Raw genomic sequence first — 13,599 nt, forward strand, 5'->3', positions numbered from 1 at the left:
GGCGCGGGACTAGGCAGCGACCCACTCCATCAGGGCATTCTGCGCATGCAGCAGAAAGGCCTTGGCGGCGCGGCTCCGGCAGAGCGGGTGTTCCATCGCCTCCGCCGTCACCTCCTGGCCGCGCATAACCGGCGGGCACGGCAGAAAGATCGCATCCTCCGCAACGATCGAGCACATCGGCCCCGATCCGGTAGCCGGCGAGCGCGTCCGAGGCGGCATCGCCCGGCCATGAATCGGTAATGACGACGTCGGCATTCGATAGCTCGCCCATATCGGTGCTCACGCGGAAGCGTCCATTGAGCAACGCGGCGTCGCTGATGTGCCAGCGTTCGGGATAGACCTGCACCACCTCGATCGGCAATGCGATCGACGCTTCGGCCCAGGAGCGGAGGATATTTGTGTCCGCCGCCACGCCAACGACCTTCAATCCGTCGATCGAACCGCGCCGGCTCTTGATATAGGCAAGGTCGCCGAGCGTCTCGCAGGGATGGTTGGAGCGTGTCCGCGCATTGATGACAGGCACCGGCGAGGCTGCCGCCACCGCCTTCAATGTCGCGAGCTCCCTGGTGCGGATCACCAGCATGTCGAACCAGTTGCCGAGATAACCCTGGATATCGCCGGTTTCCTCCCTGGCATTGAAGCCGATCGGCACATGCGCGCAGATACCGCCCATCGCCTGGATGCCGAGATCGAAGGCGGTGGTATTACGCCAGCCGCCGTCATCGACAATCAGCGCGACGCGTTTGCCCGCAAGGCTCTGCGGCATCGCACGCTCATCCCAGGCTTTGGCAAGCTCACCGGCGCGACCGATGATCGACCGAAGCCCGGCCTCCGGAATGTCATGAAACTCCAGAAAATTCCGGGCCGAACCTGTCATTCCAACCCTCGTTGCGCTTGAAACCGTCGCCACAATACCCTTCGCTGGCCTCACGGCAATCTCCCAAGCAGCCGCGAATCACATTCCATACCGCGTTGGATAGCCTGGCGATTCGTCTTCCAAGCTATGTCCTGGGTCCGGCTCAAGCCTTAAATCGGTGGGCGATCGGTTTTATGATGTCGATTCAGAAAGTGTCGGCCCAAGCAGAACATTCCATTTTTCTCCGATGTGAATTGTCTTTTCCTCACAAAGGATTAGGGATTGGCTCCGTCCTTCACCCGTTTAGAGTATTGATGAAGATCGACGACGTTATATGGTCGCGCTGCCGCGTTAAAAACGTCGAGGCCGCCCGAATTTATTATTCGGGGGACGACTCTACGCGACAAAAACTCTATAAAAAGCTAGACTAAACTGGGAAGATCCATGGGAGGGGTCATGGAACGACGACTGAGCGCTATTCTTGCTGCAGACGTCGTCGGCTACAGCCGACTGATGGGCATCGATGAATCCGGCACGTTGCAGGCGCTGAACCGCCATCGCTGCGAGCTGGTCGACATTCGTATTTCGGACTACAAGGGCCGGATCGTCAAACTCACCGGCGACGGCATCCTTGCCGAATTCCAGAGCGTGGTGAATGCGGTCGCCTGCGCCGCCGAAATCCAGCGCAGCATGGCAGCGCGTAACGAGAACGTGCCCAAGGACGAGCGCGTCGAATTCCGTATCGGCATCAATCTCGGCGACGTCGTGGTCGAGAACGGTGACATATTCGGAGACGGGGTCAATCTCGCAGCCAGGCTCGAGCGCATCGCAGCGCCGGGCGGCATCGCCGTGTCGGCCTCGGTGCGCGACCAGGTCGGTTCGCGCCTCAATCTCGGCTTCGAATTCATCGGCGAACATATGCTGAAGAACATCAGGCAGCCCGTTCAGGTCTATACCGTCAGCTTGGCGCCGCCTTCCTCCGCCAGATTGGTCGCGCAGAACCGCAACACCTGCTTCATCGCAGTGCTGCCCTTCACCAATATGAGCGGCGATGCTGATCAGGATTATTTCTCCGACGGCATCACCGAAGACATCATCACCGATCTCTCCAAGATCTCCAGCCTGCACGTCGTGCCGCGCAATACGATCTTCACCTACAAGGGCATATCGGTAAAGGTGAAGCGGCTCGCCCAGGAGCTTGGCGTACGCTACGTGCTCGAGGGAAGCGTGCGCATCGTCGGCAATCGCGTGCGCATTTCCGGCCAGCTGATCGACACCGCCAATGGCGACCATCTCTGGGCCGAGCGTTACGACCGCGACATGACCGACATCTTCGCCATCCAGGACGAGATCACCCATGCGATCGTCGGCCAGTTGAAGGTGCGCCTGCTGCCAGAAGAGAAGAAGGCGATCGCGACTGAGCCGACCGCCAATGTCGAGGCCTATACCTATTATCTCAGGGGCCGCCAGCTCTCCCACACCTGGACCAAATCCTATCTGCAGCTCGCAAGGCGCATGTTCTGCAAGGCGGTGGAGCTCGATCCGGATTATGCCCGCGCCTATGCCGGCATCGCCGATTGCGACGCGGCGATCCGCGACTGGGCGCCTGACGACGTGCCGCTGAGGCGCATCCTCGAGATGAGCGCCCGCGCCCTGGCGCTTGATCCTGACCTTCCCGAAGCCCACGCCTCCCATGGTCTCGCCCTGCATCAGAGCGGCTATGACGACAGGGCGGCGGCAGCCTTCGAACGTGCCTTGGCGCTCGACCCGAACCTCTTCGAGGCGAATTTCCACTATGCCCGGTTCTTCTTCATGCACGGCAACTTCGCCGAATCCGTGCAATATTTCACCCGCGCCGCCGCAATCCGCCCTGATGACTACGTCTCGCCGATCCATCTGATGTCGGCCTACCGCTCGCTCCGCCGGGTGCTGGATACGGAAAACTGGGCGCGCCTCGGCCTGCTGCGCGCCGAACGGGCCTTGAACGTCAACCCGGAAAATTCAGGCCCCGCCCATCGCGGCGCGCTGGCGCTTGCCCATCTCGGCGACGCGGCAAGGGCACGCGACTGGGCGGCCCGTGCGATCGCCATCGATCCCGACGACATCGTCGCGCAGTATAATCTCGCCTGCGTCTACTCCGTCCTCGGCGACGTCGACCAGGCGATCGATCTGCTGGAGAAGCTGCTGCCGAACAGCTCCGTCTACCATATCAAATGGTTCGACAATGATTCCGACCTCGACAACATCCGCGACGATCCCCGCTTCCGGAAGCTGCTCACCGCCGCAATGATGCAGCGCGAGCGGATCGAAAGGACCGGGAGCTGAGGTCGAACCTTTCCCCGGGCGTTCACTGGCGCCTCGGCCCGAAAATCGGAATCGATTTTCGGAAAGCACGATGCATAGATTCAAAGTATTACAGCGTCCTTTGCGCGTCTGAAGGACGCGCGGCGCTGTAAGCTTGAAAATCGCTGTGACATCCCTGCTTCATCTCTGTAATCTCCCTTGAAAAACAGGGGAAACATCCGTGCGCATCCTGCTCACCGAAGACAATATCGCGCTGGCAGACGGCCTGTCGGCGATCTTGCGCGGCACGGGCCATGCCGTCGATGTCGTCCATGATGGGGCGTCTGCCAATGCGGTCATCGCAGCCGAAAATTTCGATCTGGTGATCCTCGACCTCAACCTGCCGGAGATGGACGGTCTCGACGTGCTGCGCGCCATGCGCGCCCGGCAGAACCAGGCGGCCGTCCTCATCCTGACCGCGCGCGGCACACCGGAAGAGCGGGTGAAGGGGCTCGATCTCGGCGCTGACGATTATCTGATCAAGCCTTTCGATATCGCCGAATTCGAGGCCCGCGTGCGCGTGCTGCTGCGCCGCCAGGCCGGGCTGCGCTCGGCGACAGTCGGCTTCGGCGGCATCTCCTTCGATCTCAATTCCCGCACCTTTTCATCAGGCGCCACGCCGCTCGATATTCCCGCCCGCGAACTCGGCCTGCTCGAAATCCTCTTCATGCGGGCCGGCAAGGTCGTCGCAAAGGAGGCGATCATTCAATCGCTGACGGCCTTCGACGACGACATTTCCGCAAACGCCATCGAGCAATATGTAAGCCGCCTGCGTAAGCGCCTGTCGCCGCACGGCCTGACCGTCAAGACCGCCCGCGGCATCGGCTATTATCTCGACAAGCTGCCCGAGGCCTCATGAAAGCCGCCTATTCCCTCAGGCGCCGGCTGCTCTTCTGGTTGCTCGTCTCCACCGCCGTCATCGGCACGCTGGCACTCGCCGACACCTATCGCGAGGCGGTCCAGACCTCCAATATCGTCTCCGACCGCGTGCTCGCCGGTTCCGCGCTGGCGATCGCCGAACGCGTCGTCGTCGCCGAGGACGGCACGCTGCAGGTCGATATCCCCTATGTCGCACTGGAGATGCTGACCTCGGCCGCGCAGGATCGCGTCTTCTACCGCGTCGACGGCCCGCCGGGCCAATTCATCACCGGCTACCAGTCCCTGCCTGTCCTCAAGAAGACGCCGGGCGATGCCGCCGCCTTCGCCGACGATAGCTTCCGCGGCGAACCGATCCGCATCGCTACACTCGAACGCTCTGCCTCGACGGGCATCCGCTCGGTGCCCTTCGTGGTGACGGTCGCCGAAACCACCATCGCCCGCCGGCAGTTGGCGCAGGCGATCCTCGTCCGATCCGCACTCCGTCTCGCCTTCATGATCGCGGGCGCGGCCGTCATCGTCTGGATCTCGGTCACGGTGGCTCTTCGCCCGCTCTACAAGCTCGGCGACGCCATCGGCGAACGCAGCCCTGATGACCTGCATCCGATCAAGCAGACCGTGCCGAGCGAGGTCGAGCCGCTGGTCGACACGGTGAATTCCTTCATGGTCCGCCTGCAATCGGCGCTGGATGCGCTCCGCCATTTCACCGGCAATGCCAGCCATCAGCTGCGCACCCCGCTTGCGATCATCCGCACCCAGCTCGCCCTTTCCGCCCGGGCCGGCTCGCTCGATGAGGCGCAGGCGGCGGCACTGAAGGGCGACCAGGCGGTAGCGCATGCCGAGCGCATCCTTGCCCAGCTTCTGCTGATGGCCAAGATCGACGCTGCCACCGCCAAGGAGGCGCTGACCGCTTCCGCCATCGATCTCGCCGCCATCGCCCAGGAAATCACCGGCGAGCAGATCCCGACGGCCGCCGTCGCCGGCATCGATCTCGGCTTCGAGGGCGAGAGCCCGGCGATGGTCCGCGCCGAGCCGCTGCTGATCGGCGAAATGCTGCGCAACCTTGCCGGCAATGCCATCGCCTATGCCGGCAAGGGAGCTGAGGTCACCGTCCGTATCATCGCCGCGTCAGAGACGATCCGCCTCGAAGTCGAGGACAACGGTCCCGGCATTCCGCCCGAGAAGCTGGAGGCGGTGCGCCGGCGCTTTTCGCGCGGCAATGAGTCCGGTGCGCCCGGTGCCGGTCTCGGTCTGCCGATCGTCGAAGAAATCGCCAATCTTTTCAACGCCGACCTGACGCTGGAGCCGGGCGCGGATGGCAAAGGCCTGAAGGCGGCCGTCACCTTTGCCAAGGCAGCGTAAAAGCCGTCGACCTTTCCGCCTTGCTTTCTTTCGCTGCATTGCACACACTGATTTTCGGGAACAGCAAGCCGCACGACGATGCGAGCCGGATAAAAAGAGAAATATGTCGATCAAAGCCAGCATCTATCATCTGACGCATTACACCTATGACAAGCCGGTCCGCCTCGGCCCACAGATCATCCGGCTGAAACCTGCCTCGCATTCGAAGACACGGGTGCTCAGCCACTCGCTGAAGGTCACGCCCTCCAACCATTTCGTCAATCTGCAGCAAGACCCTTATGGCAATTACCTTGCCCGCTACGTCTTTCCGGATCCGGTGACCGAGTTCAAGATCGAGGTCGATCTCGTCGCCGACATGACGGTCTACAATCCCTTCGACTTCTTCGTCGAGGAAGAGGCAACCAAGTGGCCCTTCGGATACCCTGAAACGATCCAGGAGGATCTGTCGATCTACATGACGCCGGAGCCGGCCGGTCCGCGCCTCAAGGCGCTGCTGCCGACGCTCGACTGGTCGCCCGACCAGCCGACGGTCGATATGATCGTCGGCCTGAATGCCCGCTTGCAGCGGCAGATCGGCTATGTCATCCGCATGGAAACCGGCGTGCAGACGCCGGAGGAGACGCTGGAAAGCGCCAAGGGTTCCTGCCGCGACACCAGCTGGCTGCTCGTCCAGATCCTTCGCCATCTCGGCCTCGCCGCCCGCTTCGTCTCCGGCTACCTCATTCAGCTGACGCCGGACCTGAAGGCGCTTGACGGTCCCTCCGGCACCGAAGTCGATTTCACCGACCTGCACGCCTGGGCCGAGGTCTATCTGCCTGGCGCCGGCTGGGTCGGCCTCGATCCGACTTCTGGCCTGCTGACCGGCGAAAGCCACATCCCGCTTGCCGCCACGCCGCATTATCGCAACGCCGCTCCGATTTCCGGCGGTTATTTCGGCGAGGCCGAAACCGAATTCGCCTTCGACATGAAGGTTTCGCGCGTCGCCGAGCACCCGCGCATCACCAAGCCCTTCTCCGATGAAAGCTGGGAGGAGCTCAACGAACTCGGCGAAAAAGTCGATCGTGTCCTCGAAGCCGAGGACGTGCATCTGACGATGGGCGGCGAACCGACCTTCGTTTCGATCGACGATTTCCAGTCCGAGGAGTGGAACACCGCCGCCGTCGGCCCGACCAAGCGCGAAAAGGCCGACGTCCTGATCCGCAAGCTGCAAGAACGCTTCGCGCCCGGCGGTTTCCTGCATTACGGCCAGGGCAAATGGTATCCGGGCGAAAGTCTGCCGCGCTGGACCTTCTCGCTCTACTGGCGCCGCGACGGCAAGCCGGTCTGGCAGAACCTCGATCTGGTCGCCGCCGAAGGCAAGGATACCGGCGTCACCGCCGAGGATGCCGAAAAGCTCCTGACGGCGATCGCTAAGGAACTGGCGATCAAGCCTGACATGGTGCAGCCGGCCTATGAAGATCCGGCCGACTGGATCATCAAGGAAGGCAACCTTCCCGAAAATGTCGATCCGGCGAATTCGAAGCTGAAAGATCCTGAGGAACGCAACCGCATCGCCCGCGTCTTCGCCCGCGGCCTCACGACCGCGACCGGTTACATCCTTCCGGTCCAGGCATGGAATGCCAAGGCGGCGGAAAGCCGAGTCTGGGTCAGCGAGAAATGGCGCACCCGCCGCGGCAAGATCTTCCTCGTCCCGGGCGACAGTCCGATCGGTTACCGCCTGCCGCTCGGCACGCTGCCCTATGTTCCCCCGGCGCGTTATCCCTATATCCACCCGGCCGATCCGACGATCCCGCGCGAACCGCTGCCTGATGTCTTCGTACCGGCCGGCCGGGCCATGCCGGAAGCCTCCTTCCATGCCGACGAGAGCAATCGCGGCCGGATCGAACAGACGCTCGGCGAGCTCCGCGGTGCCGTGCGCACCGCCATGTCGGTCGAGCCGCGCGACGGCAGGCTCTGCGTCTTCATGCCACCGGTCGAGCGCATCGAGGATTATCTCGAGCTGATCGCCGCTGCCGAAAACGCTGCCGCCGAGCTCAAGCTTCCCGTCCATATCGAAGGTTACCCGCCGCCGCAGGACGAGCGCATCAACGTCATCCGCGTCGCCCCGGATCCCGGTGTCATCGAGGTCAACATTCATCCGGCCTCGAACTGGAAGGACTGCGTCGACATCACAACGGCGATCTACGAGGAGGCGCGCGCCACCCGGCTCGGCGCCGACAAGTTCATGATCGACGGTCGCCATACCGGCACCGGCGGCGGCAACCATGTCGTCGTAGGCGCGGCCAATCCGAACAACAGCCCCTTCCTGCGCCGTCCCGATCTCTTGAAGAGCGTGATCCTCCACTGGCAGCGCCATCCCTCGCTCTCCTACCTCTTCTCCGGCATGTTCATCGGCCCCACCAGCCAGGCGCCGCGCATCGACGAGGCTCGTCACGACACCCTCTACGAGCTGGAGATCGCCATGGCGCAGGTCGGCGCCCCCGGCCGTGGCCAGCAGCCGCTGCCCTGGCTCGTCGACCGCCTGTTCCGCAACCTTTTGACCGACGTCACCGGCAACACCCACCGCGCCGAGATCTGCATCGACAAGCTGTTCTCGCCGGACGGCCCGACCGGACGGCTCGGCCTCATCGAGTTCCGCGGCTTCGAGATGCCGCCGAATGCGCGCATGTCGCTTGCCCAGCAATTGCTGGTGCGCGCGCTGATCGCCCGCTTCTGGGTCAACCCGGTCGACGGCAAATTCGTCCGCTGGGGCACGACCCTGCACGACCGTTTCATGCTGCCGCATTTCGTCTGGGCCGACTTCCTCGACGTGCTTGCCGACCTTCGCCAAAACGGCTTCGACGTCAGCCCGGAATGGTTCAAGGCCCAGCTCGAATTCCGCTTCCCCTTCTGCGGCGAAGTCGAATACGAGGGCTCGAAGCTGGAACTGCGCCAGGCGCTGGAGCCATGGCACGTCATGGGCGAGGAAGGCGCGCCGGGCGGCACCGCCCGCTACGTCGACAGCTCCGTCGAACGCCTTCAGGTGCGGCTCGAAACCAGCAATACCGCGCGTTACACCGTCACCTGCAATGGCCGCACCCTGCCGCTAACGCCGACCGGCACCGCCGGCGTGTCGGTCGCCGGCGTCCGTTACAAGGCGTGGCAACCGTCCTCCGGTCTGCATCCCGTCCTGCCGATCAACACGCCTTTGACTTTCGACATTTATGATACATGGTCGAAGCGTTCGATCGGCGGCTGCATCTATCATGTTGCCCATCCGGGTGGCCGGACCTATGACACTTTCCCGGTCAACGGTAACGAGGCGGAAGCAAGACGACTCACCCGCTTCGAGCCGTGGGGGCATACGGCGGGCGGATACATTCCGCGCGTCGAGACGGGTTCGCTTGAATTCCCGCTGACGCTGGATCTGCGGCGGCCCGCCGGAATTTAAGGCCGAAGGTTAGGGCCGGGGGGTTAGGGTTTCAGTTTTGATGGGTAAGAGGCCGGCAGCGGAGCGCAGGGGAGAGGCAGAGGACCGCATCGGCAAGGGTGTGGCCTTCGACTATGCGCCGCTTCCTGGCACCGCTGACGAGATGGTCGACAACAAAGGCGCGGTCCGCCCGGTCTGGCAGCGTTTTCTCTCGCATCTGAGCGCAATGCCGGAAAAGGATCTCACTGAGCGTTTTGCCCGCGCCGACCGCTACCTGCGCGATGCCGGCGTCTTCTACCGCGCCTATGGCAGCAAGGGCACCGGCGAACGCGCCTGGCCGATTTCGCATATCCCGGTGCTGATCGACGAGCGCGAATGGAAGACGCTGTCGGCAGGCCTCGTCCAGCGCGCCGACCTGCTGGAGGCGATCGTTGCCGATATCTACGGCGACAACCGGCTGGTGGAGGAAGGAGTGCTGCCGCCGGCGCTGATGGCCGCCAATCCCGAATTCCAGCGCCCGCTCGCCGGCATCCGGCCAGGCTCCGGGCACTATCTGCATTTCTGCGCCTTCGAGATCGGCCGCGGACCTGACGGCAACTGGTGGGTGCTGGCCGACAGGACGCAGGCGCCGTCAGGCGCCGGTTTCGCGCTGGAAAGCCGCGTCGCGACGACCCGGGCCTTCTCGGATATCTACGCCGAAACCCCGGTCCACCGCCTCGCCTCCTTCTTCGGCGCCTTCCGCGACGCACTTCAGGGCATGAAACATTCGGGCGATGACCGCATCGCCGTGCTGACGCCAGGCCCCGCCAACGAGACCTACTACGAGCACGCCTACATTGCCCGCTATCTCGGTCTCATGCTGCTCGAGGGCGAGGACCTGACCGTCGTCAAGGGCCGCGTCATGGTACGCACAGTCGCCGGCCTGAAGCCGATCGGCGTGCTCTGGCGCCGTCTCGATTCGGCCTTTGCCGACCCGCTGGAGCTGAACCAGAATTCGCATATCGGCACGCCCGGCCTGGTGGAAGCGCTGCGCGCCGAAAGCGTCACCATCGTCAATGCGCTCGGCACCGGCGTTCTCGAAACCCGGGCGCTTCTGGCCTTCATGCCGACCATCTGTCACCGTCTGCTGGGGGAGGATCTGCAATTGCCCTCGATCGCCACCTGGTGGTGCGGTCAGAAGGAAGAGCGCGAGCACGTCGCAAAGAACATCGAGAAGATGGTGATCGGCCCGGCCTATTCCCGGGCACCCTTCTTCGATGACAACGGCGAGTCCGTACTCGGCTCCTCGCTGCGTGCGGCCGCCAAGGATTCCATCACCGACTGGCTGAGTTCGGACGGCCCGAAACTGGTCGGCCAGGAGGTCGTCACGCTGTCGACGACGCCCGCCTGGGTGGACGGCAAGCTCGTGCCGCGGCCGATGTCACTGCGCGTTTTCGCTGCCCGCACGGCAGACGGCTGGCAGATTATGCCCGGCGGTTTTGCCCGCATCGGCTCCGGCGCCGATGTCGCGGCGATCGCCATGCAGTCGGGCGGAGCGGCCGCCGACGTCTGGATCGTCAGCGACAAGCCGGTCGAGCGCCACACGCTGCTGCCGGCCGAGGGCAGCTTTACCCGCAACATGCCGGGCAGCCTGCCAAGCCGGGCAGCCGACAATCTGTTCTGGCTCGGCCGTTACATCGAACGTGCCGAAGGGGCGCTGCGCATCCTGCGCGCCTGGCATGCGCGTTACGCCGAAGCTGCCGATCCGAGCCAGCCGCTGCTCGCCGATGTCTCCGAGTATCTCACAGCCGTCGATATCGATACCGCCGAGGCCGTGCCGGAAACACTGCTGCGTAACATCGACAGCGCCGTTTATTCGGCGAGCAACATCCGCGACCGTTTCTCGCCGGACGGCTGGCTGGCACTCAACGATCTCGCCAAGACTGCCCGCCGCTTCCACGTCACCGTCGCTGCCGGCGACGACGCCAGCCATGCGATGACCATCCTTCTGCGCAAGCTTGCGGGCTTCGCCGGCCTCGTGCACGAGAACATGTATCGCTTCACCGGCTGGCGCTTCCTCTCGCTCGGCCGCTATATCGAGCGCGGCCTGCACATGACGCGCCTGCTCGGCCATATGTCCGGCCCGGACGCGCCGGACGGCGCGCTCGACATGCTGCTCGAAATCGGCGACAGCGTCATGACCCACCGTCGCCGTTACAACGTCAACACGGCGCGGCTGACCGTCACCGACCTCTTGGCGCTCGACCCCCTGAACCCCCGCTCGGTCCTCTTCCAGGTGAACGAGATCCACCACGAGGTCGAGCAACTGCCGAACGCCCTGATCAACGGCCAGATGTCGCCCTTCTACCGCGAGGCGATGCGGCTCCATTCCGGCCTGGCGGTGATGACACCGGAGGGTATGGGGGTCGAGGTCTATCAACGGCTCGAGCGCGAATTGGAGCAGCTTTCCGATCTGCTCGCCCAGACCTATCTCGGGTGACGGCGATGCTCTACGATCTCTCCCTCCGCATGGGTTACATCTATGACGTGCCGGCCTCCGGCGCCCGCCACGTCATGCGCCTGATGCCGCTGTCGCTGACCAATCGACAGCGCCTGGTCGCCGGCTCGATCACCATCTCGCCGACGCCGGACGAGCAGTCGCATTTCGTCGATTTCTTCCATCATCCCACCACCTCCTTCATGCTGCGCGCGCCGCACGAGACGCTCGACATTCGCATGCAAGCCCGCGTGCAAGTGGAAAGCCAGCCGATCGCCGCCGATTTCTCGCCGCTGCTTGCCGACCTGCCGGAGGAGGTCGCCGGCATCTGGTCTCTGGCGCCGGATTCGCCGCACCATTTCCTTGGTGAAAGCCCGCGCCTGGCCCAAGCCCGCGAGATCGCCGACTATGCGCGAAACAGCGCCATACCTGATCTGACGGCGATGCAGATCGCCCATGCGCTCTGTACCCGCATCAACAAGGATTTCACCTACGACCCCGACGCGACGACGGTGGACACGACGCCGCTCGAGGCGTTCAGATTGAAGCGCGGCGTCTGCCAGGATTTCACCCACATCATGATCCTCGCGCTTAGAAGCCTCGGCATTCCGGCCGGCTACGTCTCCGGTTTCCTGCGCACCATCCCGCCGCCCGGCAAGGAACGGCTGGAAGGCGCAGACGCCATGCATGCCTGGGTCAGGATCTGGTGCGGTGAGACGAACGGCTGGATCGAGCTCGACCCGACCAACGACATCCCCGCCGGCACCGACCACATCGTCGTCGCCTATGGCCGGGACTATTCCGACGTCGTTCCCGTCATCGGCGTATTGAAAAGCTATGGCGGCCAACGCGCCGTCCAGGCGGTCGACGTGATCCCGCTGAAATAATCCCAAAACTGGAAAAATCCGACGATTCGTTAAAATTCTATTGACGCCGTAAGGACGGCGGAAAGGAGGAGCGTGCGTAAATCACCTCACAGGGCCTCCTATACGGGTGAACATGATGAGCACCTCCTTTTTGCATCCCTGCCTGCGTCGCATGCTTGGCGACCGTGGCGGCAATTTCGGTATAATGACGGCGATCGTACTGCCCGTCCTTTTTGGTGCCGCCGGCATGGCGATCCAGGTGGGCGATATATTGCTTTCGAAGCAGCAGTTGCAGGAAGCCGCCGATTCGGCCGCGCTGGCAACCGCGACCGCCCTAGCAAACGGCACGATCCAAACCTCGCAGGCCGAGGCCTTCGCGCGGGATTTCGTCGCCGGGCAAATGGCGAATTACATGCAGAGCAGCGTCGATATCAAGAGCACGACAGGCGTCGATGTCCGGACAACGACATCGGGAAAGTCGACATCCTACCAGGTAACTGTTTCACCGAGTTACGATCTCACCGTCAATCCGCTCATGCAAGCGGTCGGCTTCAGCACGCAGCATCTTTCGACGTCGGGCACGACGGTTAGCGGCCATTCGCAAACCCAGGGCTCCATCTCGATGTATCTCGCGCTCGATAAATCAGGGTCGATGGGAGACCCTACCGCCACCGTCACGACGGAATCATACACGTATAACTGCAACCCTCACCTCAACAAAAAGGGCAAGACAATCTACGACACCTGCACCGGCACGCGTACGCGTTATTACACTAAGATAGAAGCGCTGAAGATCGCCGCCGGCAATCTTTTTGGTCAGCTCAATAGCGCGGATCCCAATGCCGAATACGTACGCACAGGCGCGGTATCCTACGATATCAAGGAGTACACGCCTAGCAGTCTTGCTTGGGGAACCGCAGGTGTCTCCAGCTATGTCAACGCGCTTCAAGCGGATGGCGGCACGAACTCCAGTGGCGCAATGAACACGTCCTATTCGTCCCTGACGGCTAAGAACGCTGCAGGGAATGACGCCGAAGACGCCGCCCACCAGCAGAAAACCGGGCAGGTACCGAAGAAGTACATCGTCTTCATGACGGACGGCGACAATAACAATGATAGCAGCGGCGGCCGTTCCTACGATACCGCGACGAAGAAGACATGCGACGACGCGAAATCGAAAGGCATCGAAATCTATACGATTGCCTTTATGGCGCCCGCGGGGGGACAGGCACTGCTGCATTATTGCGCTTCCGATGACGCGCATTATTTCCAGGCGGAAAAGATGGAAGATCTGCTTGCCGCCTTCAAGGCGATCGGAGCGAAGGCTTCCGCACAGCTGACGCGTCTGACGAACTGACGATAGGTCCCGGCGAAAAGCCGAACAAAAAGCCGCTCCGGAACAAACCGGAGC

7 protein-coding genes and 1 pseudogene are annotated in these 13,599 nt (G+C 63.0%); 7 read left to right on the plus strand and 1 reads right to left on the minus strand.

What is annotated here, in order from left to right; genetic code table 11:
- Positions 1-9: 9 nt before the first annotated feature.
- A pseudogene (locus HX899_RS05375) lies at positions 10-877 on the minus strand (ornithine carbamoyltransferase).
- Between the two features lie 435 nt (positions 878-1,312).
- On the opposite strand from HX899_RS05375, the gene HX899_RS05380 reads away from it, so the two are divergent.
- From HX899_RS05380 to HX899_RS05410, 7 genes are all read left to right on the plus strand, one after another.
- Positions 1,313-3,181 (plus strand): adenylate/guanylate cyclase domain-containing protein, encoded by a 1,869-nt coding sequence (locus HX899_RS05380; RefSeq protein WP_181291789.1) that lies wholly within the window; start codon positions 1,313-1,315, stop codon positions 3,179-3,181.
- Positions 3,182-3,380: 199 nt separating this feature from the next.
- Complete coding sequence (locus HX899_RS05385) at positions 3,381-4,058, plus strand: response regulator transcription factor (RefSeq protein ID WP_003542898.1); 678 nt, start codon at positions 3,381-3,383, stop codon at positions 4,056-4,058.
- Complete coding sequence (locus HX899_RS05390; RefSeq protein ID WP_029871886.1) at positions 4,055-5,437, plus strand: sensor histidine kinase; 1,383 nt, start codon at positions 4,055-4,057, stop codon at positions 5,435-5,437. Before HX899_RS05385 ends, HX899_RS05390 begins: the two co-directional genes overlap by 4 nt.
- Positions 5,438-5,540: 103 nt before the next feature.
- Positions 5,541-8,867 carry a DUF2126 domain-containing protein gene (locus HX899_RS05395; RefSeq protein ID WP_181291790.1) on the plus strand — a complete coding sequence of 1,109 codons (3,327 nt, stop codon included), beginning with the start codon at positions 5,541-5,543 and terminating at the stop codon, positions 8,865-8,867.
- 40 nt (positions 8,868-8,907) lie between these two features.
- Positions 8,908-11,325: a circularly permuted type 2 ATP-grasp protein gene (locus tag HX899_RS05400; RefSeq protein WP_062939745.1), complete on the plus strand. Its 2,418-nt coding sequence runs from the start codon at positions 8,908-8,910 to the stop codon at positions 11,323-11,325.
- Between the two features lie 5 nt (positions 11,326-11,330).
- Positions 11,331-12,209 carry a transglutaminase family protein gene (locus tag HX899_RS05405; protein WP_181291791.1) on the plus strand — a complete coding sequence of 293 codons (879 nt, stop codon included), beginning with the start codon at positions 11,331-11,333 and terminating at the stop codon, positions 12,207-12,209.
- 115 nt (positions 12,210-12,324) lie between these two features.
- Positions 12,325-13,545, plus strand: coding sequence for a pilus assembly protein (locus HX899_RS05410; protein ID WP_171600661.1), 1,221 nt, complete (start codon positions 12,325-12,327; stop codon positions 13,543-13,545).
- Positions 13,546-13,599 lie beyond the last annotated feature (54 nt).

Source organism: Rhizobium sp. WYCCWR 11146 (assembly GCF_013591995.1).
GTDB classification, from domain to species: domain Bacteria; phylum Pseudomonadota; class Alphaproteobacteria; order Rhizobiales; family Rhizobiaceae; genus Rhizobium; species Rhizobium indicum.